The sequence below is a fragment of the Cytobacillus purgationiresistens genome, assembly GCF_030813235.1.
Taxonomy (GTDB): domain Bacteria; phylum Bacillota; class Bacilli; order Bacillales; family Cytobacillaceae; genus Cytobacillus; species Cytobacillus purgationiresistens.
On record NZ_JAUSUB010000013.1, the window covers coordinates 73,282 to 96,179 of the forward strand.

General features: G+C 35.1%; 22 protein-coding genes and 1 pseudogene. 20 read left to right on the plus strand and 3 right to left on the minus strand.

What is annotated here, in order from left to right; translation table 11 throughout:
- Window positions 1-116: 116 nt before the first annotated feature.
- From J2S17_RS15075 to J2S17_RS15160, 18 genes are all read left to right on the plus strand, one after another.
- Window positions 117-1,526, plus strand: a complete 1,410-nt coding sequence (locus J2S17_RS15075; protein ID WP_307476206.1) for a hypothetical protein — start codon at window positions 117-119, stop codon at window positions 1,524-1,526.
- Window positions 1,527-1,537: 11 nt separating this feature from the next.
- Window positions 1,538-2,476 carry an SAF domain-containing protein gene (locus tag J2S17_RS15080; protein ID WP_307476208.1) on the plus strand — a complete coding sequence of 313 codons (939 nt, stop codon included), beginning with the start codon at window positions 1,538-1,540 and terminating at the stop codon, window positions 2,474-2,476.
- Window positions 2,477-2,480: 4 nt separating this feature from the next.
- Window positions 2,481-3,170, plus strand: coding sequence for a hypothetical protein (locus J2S17_RS15085; RefSeq protein ID WP_307476210.1), 690 nt, complete (start codon window positions 2,481-2,483; stop codon window positions 3,168-3,170).
- A 2-nt stretch (window positions 3,171-3,172) separates the two neighbouring features.
- Window positions 3,173-4,006: a CpaE/TadZ family protein gene (locus J2S17_RS15090; protein ID WP_307476212.1), complete on the plus strand. Its 834-nt coding sequence runs from the start codon at window positions 3,173-3,175 to the stop codon at window positions 4,004-4,006.
- A 1-nt stretch (window position 4,007) separates the two neighbouring features.
- Window positions 4,008-5,879 carry an ATPase, T2SS/T4P/T4SS family gene (locus J2S17_RS15095; protein WP_307476214.1) on the plus strand — a complete coding sequence of 624 codons (1,872 nt, stop codon included), beginning with the start codon at window positions 4,008-4,010 and terminating at the stop codon, window positions 5,877-5,879.
- Window positions 5,869-7,914 (plus strand): hypothetical protein, encoded by a 2,046-nt coding sequence (locus J2S17_RS15100; RefSeq protein ID WP_307476216.1) that lies wholly within the window; start codon window positions 5,869-5,871, stop codon window positions 7,912-7,914. The genes J2S17_RS15095 and J2S17_RS15100 overlap by 11 nt, the downstream gene beginning before the upstream one ends.
- Window positions 7,915-7,938: 24 nt before the next feature.
- On the plus strand, window positions 7,939-8,382 hold the full coding sequence (locus J2S17_RS15105; protein ID WP_307476218.1) for a hypothetical protein: 444 nt from the start codon (window positions 7,939-7,941) through the stop codon (window positions 8,380-8,382).
- Window positions 8,383-8,395: 13 nt separating this feature from the next.
- A complete protein-coding gene (locus J2S17_RS15110; RefSeq protein ID WP_307476220.1) occupies window positions 8,396-8,773 on the plus strand; it encodes a hypothetical protein in 378 nt (125 codons plus the stop codon).
- A 17-nt stretch (window positions 8,774-8,790) separates the two neighbouring features.
- Entirely contained in the window at window positions 8,791-9,345 is a 555-nt protein-coding gene (locus J2S17_RS15115; protein WP_307476221.1) for a hypothetical protein, read from the plus strand.
- On the plus strand, window positions 9,332-10,324 hold the full coding sequence (locus J2S17_RS15120; RefSeq protein ID WP_307476223.1) for a hypothetical protein: 993 nt from the start codon (window positions 9,332-9,334) through the stop codon (window positions 10,322-10,324). The genes J2S17_RS15115 and J2S17_RS15120 overlap by 14 nt, the downstream gene beginning before the upstream one ends.
- A 174-nt stretch (window positions 10,325-10,498) precedes the next feature.
- Window positions 10,499-11,125 carry a hypothetical protein gene (locus tag J2S17_RS15125; protein WP_307476225.1) on the plus strand — a complete coding sequence of 209 codons (627 nt, stop codon included), beginning with the start codon at window positions 10,499-10,501 and terminating at the stop codon, window positions 11,123-11,125.
- A gap of 48 nt (window positions 11,126-11,173) precedes the next feature.
- Complete coding sequence (locus J2S17_RS15130; RefSeq protein ID WP_307476227.1) at window positions 11,174-11,956, plus strand: hypothetical protein; 783 nt, start codon at window positions 11,174-11,176, stop codon at window positions 11,954-11,956.
- 23 nt (window positions 11,957-11,979) lie between these two features.
- Window positions 11,980-15,639: a DUF5704 domain-containing protein gene (locus J2S17_RS15135; protein ID WP_307476229.1), complete on the plus strand. Its 3,660-nt coding sequence runs from the start codon at window positions 11,980-11,982 to the stop codon at window positions 15,637-15,639.
- Window positions 15,640-15,825: 186 nt separating this feature from the next.
- The gene (locus J2S17_RS15140) at window positions 15,826-16,191 is read left to right on the plus strand and encodes a hypothetical protein (protein WP_307476231.1); all 366 of its coding nucleotides are present in this window, start codon (window positions 15,826-15,828) and stop codon (window positions 16,189-16,191) included.
- 287 nt (window positions 16,192-16,478) lie between these two features.
- Window positions 16,479-17,021, plus strand: a complete 543-nt coding sequence (locus J2S17_RS15145) for a hypothetical protein (protein WP_307476233.1) — start codon at window positions 16,479-16,481, stop codon at window positions 17,019-17,021.
- Window positions 17,018-17,851 (plus strand): hypothetical protein, encoded by an 834-nt coding sequence (locus J2S17_RS15150; RefSeq protein WP_307476235.1) that lies wholly within the window; start codon window positions 17,018-17,020, stop codon window positions 17,849-17,851. Before J2S17_RS15145 ends, J2S17_RS15150 begins: the two co-directional genes overlap by 4 nt.
- A 75-nt stretch (window positions 17,852-17,926) precedes the next feature.
- Window positions 17,927-18,484 carry a hypothetical protein gene (locus tag J2S17_RS15155; RefSeq protein WP_307476236.1) on the plus strand — a complete coding sequence of 186 codons (558 nt, stop codon included), beginning with the start codon at window positions 17,927-17,929 and terminating at the stop codon, window positions 18,482-18,484.
- 148 nt (window positions 18,485-18,632) lie between these two features.
- Window positions 18,633-20,468 carry an LPD1 domain-containing protein gene (locus J2S17_RS15160; protein ID WP_307476238.1) on the plus strand — a complete coding sequence of 612 codons (1,836 nt, stop codon included), beginning with the start codon at window positions 18,633-18,635 and terminating at the stop codon, window positions 20,466-20,468.
- A gap of 84 nt (window positions 20,469-20,552) precedes the next feature.
- Here J2S17_RS15160 and J2S17_RS29090 read toward each other — a convergent pair.
- The 3 genes and pseudogenes from J2S17_RS29090 to J2S17_RS15170 all read right to left on the minus strand — a co-directional run.
- Window positions 20,553-20,660, minus strand: a pseudogene (locus J2S17_RS29090) (DUF8096 family protein); the annotation flags it as partial.
- A gap of 99 nt (window positions 20,661-20,759) precedes the next feature.
- Window positions 20,760-21,011 carry a hypothetical protein gene (locus J2S17_RS15165; RefSeq protein WP_307476240.1) on the minus strand — a complete coding sequence of 84 codons (252 nt, stop codon included), beginning with the start codon at window positions 21,009-21,011 and terminating at the stop codon, window positions 20,760-20,762.
- A gap of 430 nt (window positions 21,012-21,441) precedes the next feature.
- Entirely contained in the window at window positions 21,442-21,576 is a 135-nt protein-coding gene (locus tag J2S17_RS15170) for a hypothetical protein (protein ID WP_307476242.1), read from the minus strand.
- A 423-nt stretch (window positions 21,577-21,999) separates the two neighbouring features.
- Here J2S17_RS15170 and J2S17_RS15175 point away from each other — a divergent pair, with 423 nt between their 5' ends.
- Together J2S17_RS15175 and J2S17_RS15180 are read left to right on the plus strand one after the other, a co-directional pair.
- The gene (locus J2S17_RS15175; RefSeq protein WP_307476244.1) at window positions 22,000-22,338 is read left to right on the plus strand and encodes a DUF6018 family natural product bioysynthesis protein; all 339 of its coding nucleotides are present in this window, start codon (window positions 22,000-22,002) and stop codon (window positions 22,336-22,338) included.
- Window positions 22,339-22,356: 18 nt separating this feature from the next.
- Window positions 22,357-22,827: a single-stranded DNA-binding protein gene (locus J2S17_RS15180; protein ID WP_307476246.1), complete on the plus strand. Its 471-nt coding sequence runs from the start codon at window positions 22,357-22,359 to the stop codon at window positions 22,825-22,827.
- Window positions 22,828-22,898 lie beyond the last annotated feature (71 nt).

Here is a 22,898-nt window from a genome sequence, read left to right on the forward strand (position 1 = left end):
CCACGTGTAATGATTACAGCTTTCAAGAGCTGAAGTCATTACACGTGGGGTTTTTTGTTTGGAAAAGAAAGGTTGTGTATCGTATGCGGGTCCTTCTCGCAATCGGAGAGTCAAACATGTCTGCTATCATACGGCACCACCTGGTTAATAACGGGTTCGATGTATTGGACAGAGAGGTTCATCATCGTAATTTTCTACAAGAATTAATTGAGTATGAAAAACCCTCTATCATGATCCTGCACGATAGTTTTTTAGAAAGTGAATTAGAGAATTCCAAAGACAAGGAAAAAGAGATTTTAAGGTTAATAGAGCATTGGCGAATTCAATTTGAGGATGGACTACGTGTTGTTTATGTCTGTGAGCGGGAGCGGAGTGATCCACACCTTGGAGCACTGGTTGCGAGAAATGTATTAGATATCTTTCATCAACAAAGAATCCCTATCGACATCTTTATTAAACAATTGCTGGAGCCACCCAAATACTCAAATGTCGCAAAGATTAAAATAACGGACCTTGATATCACTGATATTGATTTCCAAGAGGATTCAGAATTTCCTCCTAAAGCGGATAAAGTGAAGATATATGAGGATGAGGTAGAAACAGCAAAAAATGAGAAAAAGGATTCTTCTTCTGAAGAGATAGTAGAAGATACCATTTCAAAAGAAGTTGAGGTAACGGAACCTCTCAAGAGGAAAAAAACAACCAAGACAAAAAAAGAGAAGCCACTAAGTAATCCTCAACAGAACTTCATACCCAATGTGCTATCACTCTTACAGGATGAGAAGTTTTTAAGTAAGTTCCCAGTACGGGAGAAAACAATCATCCAAGATCGAATTGTAGGCTCTATTTTCATCAGCATAGTTGGTACAGAGAGAAATGTGGGCAGTACACACTTGAGTTTACTATTAGCCAATCATTTGAATGAAAAGAAATTAAAAGTGGCTGTACTTGAAGCCAATCACTCAAATGACCTATTTGCCATCGAATACGCCTACGAAGGAGGAAGGGGATATTACTCTACATCCAATACATTCTCCATCCGCGGAATCGACCACTACAAATCTATTAAATACCTAGATATATCCGAGCTCATTAATAAATATGACTTCATCATCCTGGATATAGGCGATGCTGAACATAGTAATTACTTTGAAGAGTTTTACCGTTCACATGTTCAGATTGTTACCGCTCATGGCAGTGAATGGAAAAAGGGTAAGATCCAAGAGTTTATTAGTAAACACCCTACTATCAATAAGGATAATGTCATCCTTGCTACACCTTTTACTGATAACTTAACCTCCAAAGAACTTGAAAAAGAATTCGATATGAAAGCTTACTCTATACCCGCTAACAGTGACCCATATACAAGTAGCAGAGAATTGATAAAGGTACTAGACCAAATACTTGCTTCATATATACCAGCCGATAAAAAGGAAAAGAATACGTTATCTAATAAGTTCATTTATTTAGGAGGAGGCATTTTCCTTTTGCTGCTGATGTTAATGGTTATGAATCTATTTAAATAAGGGGAGAAATCATGAAGATTAGACAAAGGACAAAAAATCTACTTTTCGCAGGGGGTATTGGAGCCCTGGTTGTAGCAGTCATCGCTGTTATTCTTATTCTTTTCCTATACAGCAGCTGGAAAAAAGACGAGACAGAGAAAATCCAAAGGTATCAGAACGAAATATCTGAACTGCAAAAATGGGCTACAGATCAAGTAACTGGATACGTGTTAAAAGAGGATACGGAAGCTGGGACTAAGATTACTGAAGACATGCTTGAACAAGTCCTGCTCCCACCTCAATCGGCAGCCAATGATGTTTTGGATATTGGACAGGCTGCTGGGAGAACCGCAAAGGTAGATATGAAAAGTGGAATGGTTATGACTGCCAGTATTTTAGCAGAGCAGGCTCTTACACCTAATGATTTACGAGAAGCTGAATATAACTTCATGCTCCTTCCATCCAAAATTAAGAAAGATGATTATGTGGATGTTCGTATCCAATTCCCTAACGGTAACGATTATGTACTTTTCTCTAAAAAGAAAGTGAGCAATGTGGAAGGGACAAACGTGTGGCTTGAAATGGATGAAGAAGAAATCCTTACTATGTCTTCCGCTATGGTAGATGCCTATTATGAAAATGCCGTGATTTACTCACTAGCTTATGTAGAGCCTGAATTACAAAGAGCTTCAGTTGTTACTTATCCAGTTAAACAGAATGTATTAGATCTTATCCTAGAATCACCAAACGTAGTGGATATCGCAAGAGAAGAGTTAAAGGCCAGGGGCCGTAATGTTCTTGAATCAGGTCTTCAAAAGCTTACAGAAGAACAAAGACTAAAGTTCCAAGATATCTCAAACAAGAAGCAAGTCGAAAATGGAAATAAAGCACCAAAGGAATCTGAGGAGAAAGAAGATACAGATAATCAAGAACCAGAGGATGTCTTTACAGAAAGTATAGATGGGGAGTGATTGAATGAAGAAAATACTATTCCTCGGTAATAAAGATAAAAGCGATTTAGTTCTATATACCGCTCTAATCATGGAGAAGTCAGGATACAAGCCATTAATTGTAGATACTAGTTTTGATAATAAATATTTTCATGCTTATGCAGAATGTGATGACAAACAGACCTATTATGACTTCTTTGGAGTGGACATCGCTGCAGCCAGCTCACCAAAATTGTTAGAGTCAGTTACAGGGAAATCAGAAAATGAGCTAAACGATTATGATTTCATCTTAGTAGACATCGAATCCACCGCTTCTATTAGTAAATGGAGCGGATTTGAACATCGTTACTATATTGGAAACCAAAAGAAAGTCACACTTAAACGGGATTCAGCATTGTTGATGCAGTTCATCGAAAAATATCCAGATGAGAAAGAGTTTCAAAAAGTATTGTTCTCCGTCTATCCAGACCTGGACGAAGATTATCTTGATGAATTAATCAAATACAAAGTTAAGTGGATCCCTGACACCTACGATATTCCATACGATGAATTTAACATCGTTAATAAAATCAATATGCAGTTCAATATGAAACCTATGTTCAAAAAGGTTTCTACTGATTATAAGAATGTACTAGCTGCTATTTATACAGACTTAACAGGTCATCATGAAAAAGATATGAAGCATGCACTAAATCAGCTGAAAAGGAGCAAATAATAATGAGCATTATTAGTTTTTGGGGTCCGATACAAGGACAAGTATCTACTACATCTAACTTAATTGCTGCATCTTTGATTCTCGCTCTTGATAAAGAAAATAAAAAAACCATCATTACCCAAACCGAATGGTCAAAATCAACGTTGGAATATGCATTCTTAAAAGAAGAAAACGAAAATGACATATTTACTTTCTCGGATAGCGGAATAGATGCCCTGGAGAGAATGGCCAAAAGTCATCGCCTAACTTCAGAAAAGCTTATGGACTACACCAAAGCTATTTTAAGAAATAGATTAGATCTTCTGACCGGTTCAACTAAAACAAATAAAGAAATGTTTGAAGGTATGAGCGGTATATTGGAAATGGTTCTTTCCTTATCAAAAGATTGTTATGACTACACTTTAGTCGACTTACCTCGCGGCTCAGCAAACAGCATGACCAAAAAAACCTTACAGAATTCAGATTTGATTGTAGTCAACCTTAATCAGAACATTCATGTGTTAGAGAGTTTCTTTAAGAAGAAAGACAATCTCGAGATTTTAGAGGGTAAACCTTACATTATTGTTTTATCACAATATGATCCTGAGTCCCGCTTCTCGGTTAAAAACATACAAAGACGATACAAAATCAAACAACCTATATATACAATTCCCTATAATACAGACTTTAGGGACACAATGAACCAACAGAATGTAACAGAGTTTTTCTTGAGAGCCAAGAATTTTAAAAAGGGCCATCAAAATTTTTACTTTATCAGTGAAATTAGACGTCTAGCCGCAGGTATAGACCGCGCTCTAAATACTTCACACAAAGATTTACTTAGAGAGGTTTTGTAACATGTCGCTCACTCTAAACCTTGCTTTAATCTTGATTATCCTACTCATATGCATCATCTATTTGTGGATAAAGATAGTTGAGAGAAAAGATAAGCGGCTACAAAAAGATGATGAAGAGGCCGAATCACATGATTATCAATTTGCTAATATCCTAGAGCATGTCATACAGACGATAAATCAACTAACTATTTCTAATCTGCTCGATCACGGTTTATCAGAAGATGAGTACTGGAGAAGAAAAAGAAAGCAAGATGAATTATTAGCTGCTCTGAAGACTTGTAACACAGGAAATATATCAGATAAAAATTATGTAAAGAACTTCATTTCCGACTTATTACTCAAAACTTATAGCGTAAATAACGACAACATTAATTATGCTATTTCTTTTGATCATGCACAGGCCCTCAGTATTCGAGACAAGTTCGATATTCTCTTACATGCTTATGAGACACAATACGGTAATCAAGCTCTTAGAAGGATGATTGAGAAATATCAATTAGATGAAAAGAAAAGAATAGATGGAGAAGAACGCTATATCATAACTGAGGAAGAGATAGATTCTATTTTTCAGAAAGAGTATAACTCAAGCCTGCTTTCATTTGATGATAAATTAGCTATCTTAACTCAGAAAATCTTTGCTCACTACAAAGGCTTCGGAGTCATCGATCAAATAAGAGATATGAATATTGATGGTGTTTCTGGTGGTGTATCGGGTTTACCAAGAAAAATGGGCGATTTAGATGATGTGATGAACATCATAGACAAAATGAAAAGTACACCGCTGAATGTTGATTCCATTTGGATTATGTTTCGTGGTAAGTCCATTAACCTTTCGTTTTTATCATTTGGTACAGCTGCAGAGCTGAAGCGAGTTGTTCAAACCGCTTATAAATATAATACTCCTGGTCAATTATCAGAATCACGACCATACATCGTTAATGACATGGAGGATGGCTCAAGGGTAGTAGTAGTTCGACCTCCATTTGCTGAATCATGGGCTTTCTTTATCAGGAAATTTGATATCCCAAACGCAAAATTAGAAACCCTATTTAATGGTGAAAACGTGGATGTGGTTATTGAATTATTGAAGTACTTGATGGCTGGCTGCCAAATCACAGGTATCACCGGTGCCCAAGGATCAGGTAAAACAACATTACTTATGGCCTTAATCAAGTATATTGATCCCACACAGAATTTGCGTATTCAAGAAATGGCTTTCGAACTTCATGCCCGAAAAATTTACCCTGGAAGGAATATATTATCATTTCAGGAGACTTCACATGTTAGCGGGCAAGAAGGGCTTGATTTACAAAAGAAAACAGATGGGTCAGTGAACATACTTGGAGAGGTTGCGACGGACGCTGTAGCGGCGTGGATGATTCAGATGTCTCAAGTTGCTTCACTATTTACAGTCTTTACTCACCATGCCAAGACATTCCCACTGCTGATTGACTCTTTGCGAAACTCCTTATTGAAAGTTGGCATGTTTAACAATGAAAAGATTGCTGAACAACAGGTAGTAAACGTCTTGAATTTTAATATTCACCTAGATAATCGCAATATAGAAAGAATTACTGAATGTATCCCAGTTGATAGTCGCTTTAACTATCCTACTGAGTGGAGGCATATGAATTCCTCTGAAGATAAAATGACAGCATTTATGGAAACAATGACGGAATATTTTACGCGCCAAACGGATCCAGTGCAATACGAAGAAAGAAATATCATTGAATACAGAAATGGTAAATATATAGCAGTCAACCCTATCTCTGACAAAGCAGCAGCTAATATGATGAAACACTTTAATGATGAACAAGCCAAAGCTTTTATAGAGTTTATAGGGGAAAATTGGAGGGAAGGTAATGTTGCCTGAGATTATACTCGCAGCCTCCCTCCTGGGTTTCTTTTTCTTATTAATCGTATTTAAGTGGCTTGGGATAAGAGAAAGAAAAAAAGGAAATACGGTTGCATCAAAATTATTACCAAAAGAAAAAAAGTTTCATAAAAAATACTCAGCGTTCTTCCAAAGATCTTACTCAAAACTTAGCAAAGTGCCATTATTACAAGGTTATATTAAAAGAATTAGATTCCGCATTGAAATCGTTAATCAGTATGACGAATATCAACTTCGAAGAGAAACAATGAAAATCGTCTTTGCTTCACTGGCTATATCTACTTTTGTCATTCTCGTGTTTGCAGCCTTCAATCCAAATATATTGTTTATTTTTATCATATTACTTGCAGTAATTTTCATTAATGGTATTGTGATCGATTTATTTATTAATCGCCTTGAAGACCGCTTACTCAGACAGTTTAAAGACTTCATAGAAGATGTTAGGCATTACTACAACCAAACGAAGATGATTGATGAAGCTGTATATTCAGCAACACAGCTAACAGGACCTGAAGCCAAGATTCAAGGACTCAGAATCCAGAATATTCTTACCTCAGATGATCCAGAGGCTGCGTTACAAAAATATGAATCAGTAGCACCAAACCGCTTCTTAAAAATATTCGCTAGTATTGCTGTATTTGTACAAGAGAGCGGAGACATAGTTAACGAAAAAGGTTCAGTCTTTCTAAATGGCCTTGCTGTACTTACGAAAGAAACAAACTATGAAATTCTACGCAGAGATAAGTTAAGTTACGTCCTTAAAGGACTTAGTGTAATTGCTGTTATGCCAATCATGTTTATCTATCCACTACGACACTGGGTAACTACTTTCTTCCCAGCATTAGAAGCTTTCTATGAAAGCCGTACAGGTATCTTTATACATATGTCACTCTATTTCATCATCCTGGCTTCATTCTTACTGATTAGAAAGCTTAGAGAGATACAGGAGCCTCGTTATATCAGTACCTCTAAGAAATTGAGATGGGAAGAAAAAATATATAAAAATCGATTGATAAAAAAACTTATAGATTCCATCAAACCAGGAAGAAATCAAAAGGAATACTTTAGGCTTACACTGCTATTAAAACAAGCCAACTCTTCCTTAACCATGGAATGGCTTTATATTCATAGATTACTTGCTGGGTTAATAACAGCAGCCATTGTTTTAAGCTTTTTTATCTTCAGCCACTATTCAACGATTCAAAACGTTCTATACTCACCGACCTACAATTACGCATTTGGACAAGTATCAGATGAGGATAGATCGGAAGCCATGTTAGTGACTGAATTTGATAGAGAAATATATATGAACTTTAAGGAGGTGAAGGAGAAAAACCATGAAAAGATTCTGAATTTTTTAAGTGAAGAACATGGTATGGATAAAAATGCGAGAGCAACCATTCTTATAGCCGATAGGATTGTTGACAAATTAGAAACAATTGACAACTCTTATCTTAAATGGTGGGAAGTACTGGTTAGCATCTTAATCGCAATTATAGCTTACCGAGTTCCTGTCTGGATTCTAAACTTCCAAGTCTTCTTTCGCAAAAAGGATATGGAAGACGAGGTCAATCAATTCTACACCATTATCGGGATTGTTTCCCAATTTAAAAATGTTTCTGTAGAAATCATTTTATTATGGATGGCCAAGACCGCTGTTACTTTCAAAGATCCAATCAATACTTGTTTGCTCAATTACGATAGTGGGCAAGGGGAGGCACTTGATAAGTTGAAAGAAGAGGTGAGTTTCACACCATTCGGAAGACTTGTAGACAGGCTAAAGCTCTCATTGAGTAAAATCTCAATCAAAGAAGCTTTCGACGATCTTGAGCTAGAGAAAGAATACTTCCTTGAAAAACGCAACCAGCATAATGAAGCCGTTATTAATGACAAAGCATGGTGGGGGTCAATTATTGGTTTTGCACCTACCTGGGCATTACTTTTACTCTACTTGATATTTCCTTTATGTTATATCGCAATTACAGAGACAAACAAAATGTTTCAAAGCCTATAAACCATATAATAAGGAGTGTTTTACATGACAGCCGCACAAAAAGCTATTATTTTCGGAGCAAGTATCTTGCTCACAATTGGGTTAATTTCATTATTCTTACTTACTTATTCACCAGCTGCAAGTGCAAGTAAAGAAGCATCAAACGAATTCGCGGGGTTACAAACAGAGCTTTCAGAACAATCATTTTTAGTCTATGACCACTCAAAAGTAAGTGGCTCTCAAGTAATTAATGCAATTAGAAAATTTGAAGGAAAAGAAATTGGGATCAAAGTTGAAACTGGTAAATCTGATACATCTTGGTATAATTACAGCTTCACGGAAGATTTCTTAGGTAAAGCTACAGGAAATTCTGAAAACATTATTAACGAAACTAGCCCTGCTTATATTAATCCAAGCGGCAATTTCAACGCTAAAGTTGTGAGGGACTCTAATAGAGTGATTAGAGCAATTGAGTTTATTCAAGAGTAAAGGGTGATTACTTATGGCAGTCCGCCAGCTAATCATTTATGTATCAACTGCGTTCATCTTTTTGAGCGCAGTTACCTTTTCTGTTACCTCATTTAATATTGTTGAAAAGAACTATGACTTGATTAACCAGCTCGAAAAAGAAAAAGGGATACATGAAAACGTAAAGATTCCTAACAAGCCAGTGATTAATGGGTATGAGATCGTGCAGCAAATCTATACCATCTATAAACTTGAATACCCCATTGTAGTAAACGGACACAGATTTACTCCTGACTTCGATATCACAGAAGTAGATATTTCTCTTTATATAGATATGAATGAAGAGTATGAGCTCACCATTGACAGAGACTCCAGCGGTAATATCCATGAAATTAGTTACATTAATACATAAAAAGAGGGGGAAAAAGCATGGTTAATCCTTTATCGAAAGTTTTTTCGTTTTTCATATTAATAGGCTGCTTGTTCATTGTCCCTCTCTTTTTTAGTTTTATTAAAGCGGATGACTTAGCTGAAATTAATGCACAAAATGTGGTAACCAAATTTGTAGATTCAGTCAGGAATAAGGGATACATTTCCCCAAGTATGTACAATGATTTTGTTTATGATTTAGAAAGCACAGGCTACCTCTTTGATATAGAACTCAGCCATGAAAAGAAAACGTTTCATCCAGTTTATGAAGATCCAGCTGATTCTGGCACCTTTAAGGGAGATTATATAGTTGATTACGATAACTATTACTCGAAACAGATCAACAAAGTACTTTTCCCTGATAATTCTCTTCCTATTGAAAGTGAGTCACGTGTATATAAACTGATGGTTGGTGATTATTTTAAAGTAACAGTGCAAAATATGAACCGGACAAAAGCTACCATTGTACATGACTTCCTTACCTTTGGGAATACGGGAAATCCTACAGTGATTCACATCCCATATGGAGGGATGGTCCATAATGAAGATTACTAACTGGACCATTATTTTCGTTATTGTACTGATACCTTTGATGTTTAATCTACATTTGAAAGATACTCAGACCTCAAAGGCTCAAAATCTATCCATGCATTATAATAACGTCCTCACCTCCGCTGTTATGGATGCCTCTGCATCATTATTAGAAAATGTGGAGCAAGAATTTGAAAGCGGGTATGCGTCAGCGAAGTACACCAGCGCGAATAAGGACGCTGCCATTGATACCTTTCTAAAAACACTATCCCTAAACTTTGCTCCCGGAAACGATCAAGTGAGCAGAGATGTGATTAAATCATATATTCCTCTCATTCTATTAGTCGATTATAGAGGTTACTATGTATATTCCTGGGATGACTTTATCAATGAAAAAGGGGAAGTAGAGTCAGATTTAGTCCCTCGTCCCTTCAAGCCTTATGTGTACCATGATAATAAAGGAAACATATTGTCATTTACTTTAGATGATTATGTCATTGCCTTTGATAAGGTAGCCAACAAATGGGAGGAAGGATACCGAGAAGAAATTAAAGATAGCCTAAACATTCCTTTATTGCAAGACGATGAACTATTTGAGAATATTCGACGAACTACTATACTAAATGCGATACAAGATGATGCTCAATACTATATCAATCATCATAATACGTATGCTGCACGTTTAGGAATTACTTATACTTTCACTTTACCTATTCTAAGCAAAGAAGATTGGCAAAATACAATAGATGATATTGGACTATTATCTTTTATACAAGGTGTCCCTCTAGTCGGTGGAGGAACCTATAATAATTACGCTCTAAGTACCAGTAAGATAGCAAAAGCAAATAGATACATTGCAACGGAAGTTGATGGATCTAAGTTTTATTATCTTGAGAGCTGTGATTTTAATTACCCTGCGAAGGAATTGTTTACTTCTCCTAAGGAAGCAGCAAAGAAAGGCTACAAGCCTTTGTCCTGCTTCAACAAAGTAGAAGGTAAATAGCATTGTCTTCAACCATTACTTTTTTACTATTATTCAAATGATTTTATAGTTAAATAAAACTATAATTTTTCCATTTTATTATAATAATAGCTACTAAAGTTATCTATTATTTGGTATAATATAGGTAATAGATAACAAAGTTATCTCTTTATATGTTTTAGAGAGGGGATGTAAATGGGGAATTTAAACGAGTGGTTACAAGCTACTTTTATTTTTGAAGAGTGGAGTCAACATCTTGGTCAGCCTAAAAAATTTGAAGTACCACTTAGTGGTATTGGCGCCTTTAAGGTTTATAAGAACTTTAAAGTGTTTTTCGAAGAAAAAGAAGCTGGCGCCATCTATTATAACGGTAGGCTCCTTGACTTAAAAAGACTCACACAAATCATGAATCAAACATCTAATGAAGAATTTCTTTACGTTGAATTGAACTTCCAATGTACTTCAAAGGGATTCATCAAATTCACACAAGTAATTACATCTGAAGGTGAACTTGTTGAATTTATCAATGAGGTTCTGAAACACATTCAGCTCAAATCAATACCGACCCATAATCAACTAATAGAAACAAAGGGAATTGCCAGATGGAACTATGTACCTCCTCTCGTAGGATTAAAAGAGTTTGCGGAAGTAATTGGCTGGGATAAAGCCCGGTTAAGTACAAAGTACGCTCGACAACGGGAAGGTAAAAAAGTACGCCCTCCATTGCCAGTACCCATCCAAGTATTGGCATCTTCACCAATTTGGACCTTAGAACAGGCCCAAAATTACAGAATAAAACTGATAAGGTTTGGGTATAAGTGAAAGAATTTTTTAGTAGTTCATCAAATTAAAAATAAAGGGGATTTACATATGAAGAAGGCTATTGCAATTTTAGTATCATTATTTTTCATAACTTCAACAACTTCTGTATTTGCAAATGATCAAGTAACTTACGGTGAGTGCTCCATGACTATTACTTCGGATAATGTTGGGTATGGAAATGCTGTTGGTGCAACAAATGAATGCAAAGGACATATCGTGGGATATTATGGTGACGGAAAATTTCTATTATCTGGTGTATATACTGGAACAGTAAATTATAGTGGACAAGTATTTACTATTTCACAACCTTTTTCAAAAAATACTCATGAACGTTTAACAGTATATACTGTCATGAAAGAAAAACCTAAGCCACAGCCTAAACCGGAACCTAAGCCACAACCTACTAAACCAGAACCTAAGCCACACCCTAAAACAGATAGTAACAATAACGTGACAACTGGTAATAGTTCCAAACCAAATGTTCAGTCTACAACTACAAACAGTAATAAAACAACTGAACAAAAAGATACAACTGTAGCACAAGCAAAAACAGAAGATACAAAGGAAAAAGAAATAGAGGAAAATAAATCTTCAGATGATGCAGAAAACAAAGAGGAAAAAGAAATAGAAAAAGCCGAAGAAGAAGACAAAAAGGAAGATGACGAAGTTAAAGAAGTAGCTTCGGTGGTTAATAAGGAAAGAGATACCGAGAAAAATATGGTCGGCATTATATCTGCCACAGCTGCAGGGTTAGTTTTACTGGGTGGAGGAGCTTTCCTATTCTTTAATCCAACCGGTAGAGCAAAATTATTATCAATATTTAAAAAATAATATGATATCTAGGAGGAAAAGTATTGGAAATTCCTAAAAAATATATAAAACTATGGCTTTTAATTATGGGTTTGGCATTTATATGTTTTGTACTATTTACTTTTCCTCTTGTTAGTTTTGCTGATGAAGTTGATTCACCTTACAATGTAGAACCTTCTGTAAGAAATGCTTGGAATAACGGAACAGTTAAATATGGCAGTAAAGATCATTCATGGACTAGTGGTACCAGGCTTGTCTATGATATCTACTATGCTAAATATGCTGAAAATGGGTGGCAGATAGTAGACAGGACATTCGAAAAAGGAAATGAAAAATTTCTTTCAATGCATGGATGGGCAGTGTTATCCGGTTACAAAAGACACTCTCCAACAAATCACACAACACATATTGCTTTAAGAAAAGTAAAAGGGGATAAAGATTTAAACACCACAAAAATATATCGAACTGATGGACTAGAAAGAAATGCTACCAAGGATTTGGAATACAATAGTCAAACAAGTGATCCTACACAACTTTGGAACGAATGTACAGCGAACGCGACAAATAGAATTAATACTGATTGTAATATGAGATACGAGCAGGTCAATTTTAGGATATCTCTCCCTTTGGAAGAGCTTTTTCCAGACCCTTATGAAGAAGTAGAATACGAATTATATCTAATTAAAAGAGTAGACTCACAGATTGTCTATAGTCCGCTTATTACTCCTTTCGAATTTAACAATCATAAGTTTAAGGATGGAACAATTTCATTTAGCAGTGGTGTAGATGCTAGAAATTTAAGAATGAATTCTTCAGGAGTAATCCGTAGAACCTATCCTAAACAAACAGCGGCAGAAGCACCTAACATCTACTTTACTCAAAACAGAACATATAAAAATATAGATATGAACGAAGATGATACTGCAATCTGGTATGGAGTAACTACACCGGAAGATGGAAATGGAAAACGCTGGGCAAATACTACATACTGGACGTTTGAAGGTAAAGAGGCGAACTTATCATACACCCCACCACCTTATAAAGCATCTATCAATATCACAGGAAACAGTAATTCATGTGTAAATGAGAAGGTACCTTTAAAAGCTCGTGTGGTTACTGGAGATGGTAAGACTTTAAATCTATCATCGGACTCTAAACTAACATGGGCATCTAGTAAAACGGATGTAGCGAGTGTTAACAGCAAAGGAGAGATAACCGCTAAGAAAGCCGGAACGACGGTGATTACCGCTAAATACGTTGATAACGCTACAAAGACCAATGTTTCAGTAAACTTTAATTTCTCTGTCTCTGGGGGCTGTAGCTCTGAGCCACCAGATTTACCCAACTCCTGTCCATATGACATATCCAATCCGTCGAATGGCCAATCCTTGAATTCAGAAAAGATGAAGCCAACACCTACTGGAAAAATCTCAGCAAAAGGTGAATTCGATTTATTACAAGGAATCCCAACTTCTGAATTTCTAAAGGTTGATTCTTTGACTGATGAATATCTTTATAATCAAAAATTCCAACAAAAGACTGGAAAAGTTTCATTTAAAGTTGATATCGTCCAAGGGTATGAGCTTAAATGGACAGAAACGATAGAAGTTAACGATCAGTACGGTAATCCTACTACGATAACCGAAAATAGATCGCGTATCGCTTATGTTCAAAAAAATTACCCAATAGAACGAGCCTATACTTATTGGCAAATTGAAGCTTTAGAGATATTTAAATTGACTAACAGCCAATTTAAAAACTATGCATTGCCAGACGAATTAGTAAAAGTACCTTACGATAAAAACGTTGATGCAGATTCAAAACATTCTTCTGATGTTAAGATGCATGTTACTCCAGCAGACTGCAAGCCTGAAGAATTAAAAATAAAGACTATCAATGCAGGGAATTCAGAACCAACTATACCTGATGAAGATTTAAAGCCAGCTGCTGAAAAGAATGTTGGAAAAAATAAGGTTAAGAATGACAAAGTTACTTTCCAAGGTGTTACAGTCATGAATGATGCAACTGTGGATGAAATTGGACCAACACCAGCTTCAATCCCTAACCCAAGAATGGTTGCCTTAGAAAAAGATGAATTACAAATCAGCAATACAAAATTAAATAGAGATAAGGCTCAAAGTACTGGTTTAGTTCTATACGATGAAATCTTGAATGTGAATGCCCAGGGAGGAGAAAAAGAATTCCCAATGCAGCTAAATCATGTGACTGTACATACTCCTGTCGTCATTTACTCGGAAGTTTCAGATGATAAAACACACAATCAAAGAACTAAGCCTGATAATAGTAGAAAAGCTGTTATATTGGATCGTCCATTTACTATTCAAATGCCAACCTATGGTGCACATTTAAACATACCTGGTTACGGCACAAGAGACTATGCGAAGTATACAAATAAAAAAGAGGTAAGATTTCCTTTTGATGTTTACCGCTCAAGTAATGGAGCTAAAACAACATTTATTCCTGCAAATACTTGGGTAGACATTCCTGTAAGTGAGACAGAGACCGCTTTCTACCTACCTGTTTGGGTGAACGAAGGAAATTATGAAGTCCTATATCGAACAATAGCAATCAATTCACCAGCTTCAAATTTCACAACTGAAGGAAACGCAAATAGAAATTTACAGAACCATGTAGCAACTGACATCGTACCTGTAAATGTCATCGGCCGATTATATGATTTCAGAATAAGTGACATTGCGGACTTTGCTTGGGAATCTGTATTTAGAAGCCGAAAAAATGACCCTAGGCATACTGGCAACTATTATTGGGTCGGTGATAAAGGAATTGATGGAGCTATGAGAGGGAATTCTGCTCCTTATATGTTGCCGATTATGCCAGGTAAAAATCCTTACTTTTCTAATGTTAGTGTTAAAACTGGTTACCATTTCAAGTTTGATTTAAAAACTAAAGGTAATATGTTTAGTGAAGGGGACGGCATTCGAATTACTCCAACTTTCTTCTTTATAGATAAGAGTGGGAAAAATCGAACAGAAGTTGATTTATACTATTCAACTAAGGATAAACCATTTATAAAAGTTGGTAGCGCAGAAGATACTTTAAAACGAACTGTTACTCTGGATGATCGTTTGAGAAATGTACCACAAAGTTCTATCATTCAGACCGCTGACTTTGCATTTGACAACTACTCGAATGTTAACACAACGGTAAAAAATCGTTTTATTCAGCAGTATCTAAAAGAAGCAAAACAAGAAACGTGGATAGGCTCACTCGACTGGATGGTGCTGCCATATAAACTGAAAACACATATCGGACCAACCGATATATCTAACAGCTCATCAGTAAGCTCTCTAAGGGCTTCAGCTTCTATCCAACAATGGCATGGTGAATATAGTTTACCAGCTGATGTCAAAGTGGTTAAGAAAGGAATAGATCTTGCTGAATATGGACGCAAGAATCGCATTACCAGTCATTCGCCTATCTATTTATCTGATGGATATATTGTAGTGAATTTCAACATAGAAACTATAAGAAATCAAGATTTAAGCAACCCACATTTACAATATATAAATGCTCCGCTTCGTAATCAATGGCGCAGCGAGGGATATAGTAAAAAAGTTAATGATAGCGAAAATAACCAATTTGATTTATTGGATGGAGATGTTGTGTTTTATCATGCAGATCAGTCTTCTCATGATGATTTTATTTCAAATGTGACTCGATGAAATGACGAAAGCGTCTACTGATGTAGGCGTTTTTGTTATAATTCATGTAAACTGATTCTTCTACTTTTTTGAATTACGTTGCATAATAAAACTTACTATTATATTATAAAAATCAAATAAATGATTTGTAATAAATGGAATTATTAAGAGGTATCAATTATAAGTAAAGGAAGGGATGTGGATTCGTTGACTGAAAGGCGAATCTTTAATAAATATGCTAAAAAGGGGGAAATTTCTCGTGAATACATCTTTTCTTGTTCAAAGATGATCGACAACGATGAAGCCGAACCTTTATTAGTTTTATTTGCCTGTCTTACAAAGAGATTTAAGCAGAACCTTGGCGAAACCACACGCGAAAAAGTGATTGCAATTGAATCGGTAATGTTAGAAACGCCTGTATCTAAGATGCCTCCATATGCTGATGATATACCAGAAGGCAGCATTTTTGTACAACTATCTAAAGAAGAGTTTGAAAGGTTAGTTAATATTGCTAAAGAGGATCCTAAAACAAGCTATCTATATACTTATCGGCTAGATGAAACAATAACTTGATAGTAATCTTAAAATTATGTATAATAATTACATACTTGATTTTTTTAACTTATTTGCGATCATTCAGACGGATCTGCAGTAGTAATAAACGATAGCCTTTGGGCAATGTTTGTAAACAACTTTCTTAGTTGTAAACCAATCATGCCCAAAGGCTTTTTTATTTGCGAAAAATCAAGTAAAAAGCTACGGGAAAGGATGTTGAAAGATGTATTTAACTAAAAGGAGAGACTGTATCTATTGTAGTAACTTGGTGTTTGTAGCTAATTTGGGGAAAGAGGGTATGAAACATGTTTAAAGTTACCTTTTTTCTAAAAATGGATATTGAAGAATTAATCAATCATTTATCACCCAAAGGAATTATTTTAAACATCAAGAACCAATTGACTTGGAAAAACGATGATGAAGAATTCATTATCGAACCAATGTCTGTCAGAGGAAGAGAAGCACAAGGCTATCGCGCCTACTTTACTAGTAATCCTGAATCTGGACAATACTTGATCGATCATTTTTTAGGTATCTTTCCTCTAAGTATTAGCGGGATAGAATATAAAATGACAAGTAGCCATTCACAGAAAAACTTAATAAAAATTGCTGAAGATTATGGACTTTATCACGGGAGTTTGTACGGGCTTTTTGAACGTCGGAAAGTTAGAGTTGGTATCTTGCCAAGTAGTGAAATAAACGTGCAGCTAAGAAATAAAAAGTTCCATTTATCAAATTTAGCAAATGATCTGAGGGAGATTGAAACGGTTGCTTATGGATTTAAGCGACATGATTTCACTCCCTTTTCTTTTTCTAAATATCCTCAGGAGGAACTTTTACTATCATGACTAAGAAACTTAGTGTATCAGAGGCCAGCTTCATCAACCTTATAGAGTCTGGAAAATATAAAGAACTTAAACAAACTGAGATTTTCATATCTCAAGCAAAAGAACACCTAAGAAGTTCACTAAATGAATGGGAAGGGAAAAGGCATGCTTTCCCTAATCTTAATATGGTTGCAAAATTTGTACCTCAAAAAAAATGGGAAACAAACCACGCATCCTTGATTGAAGATCTATTCTGTTATGTAAAACCAGAGTACATCTTCCCGTTAATCTCATTTAACAAGAAAGCAACTGATGAACAAAGCTACATAGATATCAAGCCGTTTATTGAGGAACCCACTTTTTTTGTAAAGTCTACTTTAAATAAAGTTGGTAAAAAGAGCTTAATGACAAATGACTACTTATTTGGTGGCCAGTCTATAGAAGAGCTAATTACAGAAATAAGAGACAGCTCCATTCAATACAGGAGCCTAAAGGAAGCATATGAGGAGTTTAAACGGTCTGCTGAAAGCTGTTCAGTGCTTAATTCTAAAAAGAAGGTTCCTACTCCTTTTGGCAGTGTCTCATTGATTAAAAAACAAGCAGATTGGTCTTCAGAGAAGGTATATAAAAACCTAGGAGAAGGCTACCTTATTAATTTCGGCAAGGTAAACTTGGCATTACTAGATGAATACATGATGAGCGGATTGATACCAAAGCATATAGTGTCACCGCATAGGCAAATAACTGATATCACACTCAAGTTTGTTGTGATGCAATTAGACACTGAGGAAAAAATAATGAATATCCATCAAAAGAAGATAAGAAGATTAAGCTTACAGCGCTATGCCTAAAAAAGTAGTAAATAAAACTACTTTATTAGGTGAGCGAATTGCTTATTAAGCATCGAACTCAAGGAGGAAGAGACAATGCAAGATAATAAAAACCTAACATCTATCAAATTGATGAATAACCTTTTGAAACAAGCTACAGAACTAAAGGAAGAGGCAATGAGAAAAAATATCAAAAGTAAGGATCAACTAATGAAAGAAGCCTCGGAGTTAATTCATCAATACTTTCGAAGTTTCCAAGTTGAGTTTGAACATGATTTCCTTCAAGTAGAATTGGATAGAGATTATTATATTCAATTTATGAAACACCGCGAAAAAGGGTCATTATTCGCTAAAGATATTTGCATCAACAACCAGTACATCTCCACACTTGTAAGAAAAAAGGACAAAACTAAGTATAGTATTCTACCTGAGCATGCTAAAAAATATATTGATAGAGTGTACATCAGAAGTTTAGAGGAAGAACAGCTATTATATCTAATCAGATACTTCAAACTGATAAAGAAGAAAGTCGAAGAGGCTGCATCAACAATGATTCATAATATGATTCAAGCGAATGCTGATGAGTTAAAAAAAGATTCGGAATGTCTAGAAATGCTAGTTGAGTTTGTTAAGCCAAAGACAAACAATCTATAAAGCGTAAAGCAAACTCATCGAACTTTGTAGCTGGAAGAAATAAAAGAAAAACAAATTTGTCAAGAGAGATTAGAAACAACAATAAATATGAAGATCGGATGCTGAGTAATAACTCTGGCATCCCTTTTCAATAAGGAGAGCATTTAACATGGAACAGCAAATGTCATTATTTAATCAAACTGGTGTGAATATTAATGATATCCGTACGGAAAAACAAAAATCGCGTAGCATTGCTTATGACTGTGGCGAAAAAATCGGAAACAGCAGAAAGGATATGGCCGCCTTAAAGAGAGCATTTGAAGAAATTCAAAGTAAAAACTCATTAGCTAATTTAGAACTTTATAGTCCAACCTTAGCTGCAGAAATGGTAAATAAGAAAAACATGTTCCACTCATTTTCTTTGGAAAAAGAGAAGGGAAACGGTGTTCATCCAGGAGTAGCAAAAGCTAAACAATTACTCATACAAAGAATAGATAGTGATCCTGACGATACTATAGCTGCGAGAGAAACATTCTTAAATGCTGCTAACTATGTAAAAGAGGCATTTAACGATATATACACCTTCAATGAGCTGTTAAGCTTAATAAATTTAGTGTATGATCATCTACTTAACGAGAGGAAGAAACCTGAATTTTATCATAGACAAATTAAACAGCTGCAAAATGAACTAATGCAATTAGAATCAACGGATGATAAAAAGAAAAAGTTGCTAAGCGATTTGAGTAATTTTGAAAAGACTCTTGTTGCAATAAAAACCTCAAAATCATTACAACTAAGTATATTAGGTAAGAAATTCTACAATTTCTTTATGAAAAGAAGCAGTCAAGAAACTACAATGAAAAAAATAGCTGCAATTGAATCCTGGGACGAATTAATCAAAAAGAAGCAAGGAAGATTAATTGCCACAAGGAAAAAAGCATGGTCACGTATTCTCCCTGAAAGGCCGGATAGAAAAGGTGGAGCACAGAGTGTGATTGAAAGGCCTGAAGACTTAATATCCTTCTTTAAGTTCAGAGGCGTAGAATTCGGTCACTATGTCGATGACCATAAGGGCAATGAGCATCTTCTGCGTTCATCTGAAGCCATGATGGACCTAGCTGAAATACTTGGTATAGAATATCAAGCTACTTCTTTGAACGGTACTCTCGGCATCGGATATGGCTCTCGTGGAAGCGGGAATGCATTAGCACATTATGAACCCGTTGCAAAGGTAATTAATATGACCAAAGAAAAAGGCTGCTTAGGCGTGTTTGCTCACGAATATTTCCATGCACTAGATAATTATATCTTTGATAAGAGTCATAATTTCCAAAATGGGAAGATTGGTTTTGCATCAGAGCCTGACACTCTCGGCAGCCATATAGATCCGCTGGTTCAGATTATATTTTACGAGTTGATTGATACTATAAAATCGGGTAGAAGTACGGCTTATATTCAAAATAAAAATACTTCAAATTCAAAAGGGAAAGCATCTTCGATAGTAAAAAGTATTTACCTCAAGCATAGCGGGGAACTGTTTGAATGTATGGATGAATTTATTCAAACTGAAAACAAGAAGATGGAAGACAGCATAAAGTTCTTTTCTTATTACAACTATGCAGATGAAAAAAATAAAAAGAAATTGAAAGTGAGGAAAGAAAAGAATATTAATAGTTTTGCACAAGCATTAGCATGGTTACATGAAGCTGAAACAGGCATTAGAATTGAATATATTCCATATCCATCTAATTACTCTACTTACTTCAGTACAGCTCTTAAAATGGATAGTAAGCAAAAGAAGTTTGCTAGCAATGTAGAACTAACCGCTAGGGCCTTTGAAGCTTACATACAAGACACTTTAACTAGCAACGGTAGGAGAAGTGATTACTTAGTGGCGGGCACCAGAGATCCTATAGCTTATCCAATGGATGAAGAGAGACTAAAGATTAACAAAAAGTTTGATACACTAATTAGTTATTTGAAAAATTGTGATATTATCAATTAATTGATTTGGAATAGTAAAACTAAACCCTGGAATTCTATATAAAGATGCCAGGGTTTTTTAATGTGAAATAAAAATAACTGAATATCAAATCAGCTTTTTTATCCCACAGTTTCGACACTCTCTAAGAAATTCTCCTCTTCCTACCTTGCTCTTAAAATGAGCACTGTTACAATTGTCGCAACGCCCACTAATGAATATGGATAATAAAGTTGTTCAAAAAATAATATTGATATTTAAAAAGTTTAATAAAATCGTTTAAAACTCCTACTGCGATTCTTTAATTAAGGTAATCTAAAAACAATTAAATCGAAGTCGAGGTTTTAATAACAGGATTTTATTTAATTTCTCTAAGTCATTTTCTTCAAGACTATCAGATACGAATTTTCTCTTTAGGTAGTACAAATCATTAATAACTTCATTTTCTTGAATAGATATTTTTTTCAACAATTTATCAATCTTTGTTACTATAATTTTCTTCTGTTCAATGGATAAATTTGTTTTGGTTACTGGAGTAATATCCCTTATTTTACGGTTTCCTAACATTTTAGACCTCCAATTATTAATAATATTCAATTTGGTAGCATAATAATATAGATTCTTAAATGCAAAATTAAACAACTTATTACTACACAACTAACGATATCTGGATATTCAAGGATGTTATAAATCTTGTCGATATTGATTTCTTTTTTTCCATATTAATCACCTTTTTATATTAATAACAAATCAGAAATATACAAAACCATATATAATAATTTTTTTGGTGAAGGAGTAAATATAAACAAGTTCGCCAATAAGATCCACTTATAAAACATTCATTTTTGGTTCTTTGTTTTGTACCAACTGTTCGTACTGATATATAAATTATTGGCGGTAAAACAATAAGAGTCAAGAAGTATCATATCAATTCTTAACAATAGATGTGCTATAATGTTAGAGGTAACTGAATGTTCGGGTGGGAGGTTACTTCCCTTTATGCTCCATGTTGGAGACGGAGGGAGGTGACCGCAATGGACGTACTATTGGATTTACTACTAACTCTTGCTAAGGCAGTGATAACACAAGTCGTTGCCCTTCTTTTCAGCAAGATATCACGTAAAAAATCCAAAAAGAAAACCACCCGTAAGACTCGCCAGTCGGGGTGGTTCTCTAAGAGAAATAAATCTTAGTTAAGTAACCTCTCGCTCGGGCGATAAGTTACTAGGCAGGATGTTAGCGCATCCTGTCTTTTCTTAGTTATATCCACATTATATCATACTTATGACAAAAATAAAGAAAGCAGCAACCCTCAGCTACGCAAAACAAAGAGAAATATCTTTCTTACAAATGAAAATAATGGTATAATCAAATCAACTTATTTTTCTTTTATTTATTTGCAATTCTTTATGAATTCGCGGTGTAACGATTAAATTACAGCCCTTGGGCATGTTTGTTAAACGAATGATTATTCGTTCTTATCAAGCTGCCCAAGGGCTTTTTGTCGTTCTCATATGAGAAATAAGCAAAAACTTTTGGGAAAGGGTGTTTATTTATGAGTCATTTTGCAAATTTAACTATTGCAGTAGATTCAACATTAGATCATATCAATAGCGAGGTAATTGGAAATGGAGATTGTAGTCGGTTTTTCCGTATGGAGATTCTTACACCAGACGGAAAGAGACGTTATTACAGTCTAAAGGCATCTTCTAAACATCTTGCATTTAAAGAGGCGAGTAAGATTATTGATTCCATGATTTCATCATTTAAAGATGAAAGAATCATGTGGAGATTAACCGGTACAGAGTGGACAATTGGATCCAGTTATGTAAAAAAAGAAAAAAAATCCTTAGCGAAAAAAGTATTTAACTACTTTTTTGACCTTGAAAACTAAAAGGAGCGTGTTGAATTCATGAATACTACAATAATTACTGGAAGATTAACTAAAGATCCTGAACTTCGATATACATCAAGTAATAAAGCGGTAACTTCAATTTCTATAGCTGTGAGTAGAGGTTATAAAAACCAGCAGGGAGAAGTAGAAACCGATTTTTTTAATGTGGTTATCTGGGAGCAACAAGCCAAGAATGTTGTTAACTACTTAAATAAAGGTAGTCGAGTAGCAATAGAAGGGCGATTACAAAACCGCTCCTATGAAAGCGATGGTAGGAAGGTTTACATTACAGAAATTCATGCTAAGAGCATTGAGTTTTTAGATAGTAAAAATGAGAATCCTAGGGAAAAAACTGATCTACCAAACAATAGGCCCACTAAACAAAATAATCAAGGGTATGATAATTCTAATTATGGTAATCAAGGATTTAACAACCAAGATCCATTTGCAAGTGGCCAAGATATATCAGACGATGATCTTCCCTTCTAAAGAATGTAAATGTGTAAATCAAATTATTGTTTTAAATAAACAATAGAGTTTTATTACTTTTAGAGAGCATC

What these genes read in the sequence shown, in the direction of transcription:
- J2S17_RS15075 (WP_307476206.1), top strand. Translation starts at nt 117, where the DNA reads ATGTCTGCTATCATACGGCACCACCTGGTTAATAACGGGTTCGATGTA.
- J2S17_RS15080 (WP_307476208.1), top strand. Translation starts at nt 1,538, where the DNA reads ATGAAGATTAGACAAAGGACAAAAAATCTACTTTTCGCAGGGGGTATT.
- J2S17_RS15085 (WP_307476210.1), top strand. Translation starts at nt 2,481, where the DNA reads ATGAAGAAAATACTATTCCTCGGTAATAAAGATAAAAGCGATTTAGTT.
- J2S17_RS15090 (WP_307476212.1), top strand. Translation starts at nt 3,173, where the DNA reads ATGAGCATTATTAGTTTTTGGGGTCCGATACAAGGACAAGTATCTACT.
- J2S17_RS15095 (WP_307476214.1), top strand. Translation starts at nt 4,008, where the DNA reads ATGTCGCTCACTCTAAACCTTGCTTTAATCTTGATTATCCTACTCATA.
- J2S17_RS15100 (WP_307476216.1), top strand. Translation starts at nt 5,869, where the DNA reads ATGTTGCCTGAGATTATACTCGCAGCCTCCCTCCTGGGTTTCTTTTTC.
- J2S17_RS15105 (WP_307476218.1), top strand. Translation starts at nt 7,939, where the DNA reads ATGACAGCCGCACAAAAAGCTATTATTTTCGGAGCAAGTATCTTGCTC.
- J2S17_RS15110 (WP_307476220.1), top strand. Translation starts at nt 8,396, where the DNA reads ATGGCAGTCCGCCAGCTAATCATTTATGTATCAACTGCGTTCATCTTT.
- J2S17_RS15115 (WP_307476221.1), top strand. Translation starts at nt 8,791, where the DNA reads ATGGTTAATCCTTTATCGAAAGTTTTTTCGTTTTTCATATTAATAGGC.
- J2S17_RS15120 (WP_307476223.1), top strand. Translation starts at nt 9,332, where the DNA reads ATGAAGATTACTAACTGGACCATTATTTTCGTTATTGTACTGATACCT.
- J2S17_RS15125 (WP_307476225.1), top strand. Translation starts at nt 10,499, where the DNA reads ATGGGGAATTTAAACGAGTGGTTACAAGCTACTTTTATTTTTGAAGAG.
- J2S17_RS15130 (WP_307476227.1), top strand. Translation starts at nt 11,174, where the DNA reads ATGAAGAAGGCTATTGCAATTTTAGTATCATTATTTTTCATAACTTCA.
- J2S17_RS15145 (WP_307476233.1), top strand. Translation starts at nt 16,479, where the DNA reads ATGTTTAAAGTTACCTTTTTTCTAAAAATGGATATTGAAGAATTAATC.
- J2S17_RS15150 (WP_307476235.1), top strand. Translation starts at nt 17,018, where the DNA reads ATGACTAAGAAACTTAGTGTATCAGAGGCCAGCTTCATCAACCTTATA.
- J2S17_RS15155 (WP_307476236.1), top strand. Translation starts at nt 17,927, where the DNA reads ATGCAAGATAATAAAAACCTAACATCTATCAAATTGATGAATAACCTT.
- J2S17_RS15160 (WP_307476238.1), top strand. Translation starts at nt 18,633, where the DNA reads ATGGAACAGCAAATGTCATTATTTAATCAAACTGGTGTGAATATTAAT.
- J2S17_RS15165 (WP_307476240.1), bottom strand. Translation starts at nt 21,011, where the DNA reads ATGTTAGGAAACCGTAAAATAAGGGATATTACTCCAGTAACCAAAACA.
- J2S17_RS15175 (WP_307476244.1), top strand. Translation starts at nt 22,000, where the DNA reads ATGAGTCATTTTGCAAATTTAACTATTGCAGTAGATTCAACATTAGAT.
- J2S17_RS15180 (WP_307476246.1), top strand. Translation starts at nt 22,357, where the DNA reads ATGAATACTACAATAATTACTGGAAGATTAACTAAAGATCCTGAACTT.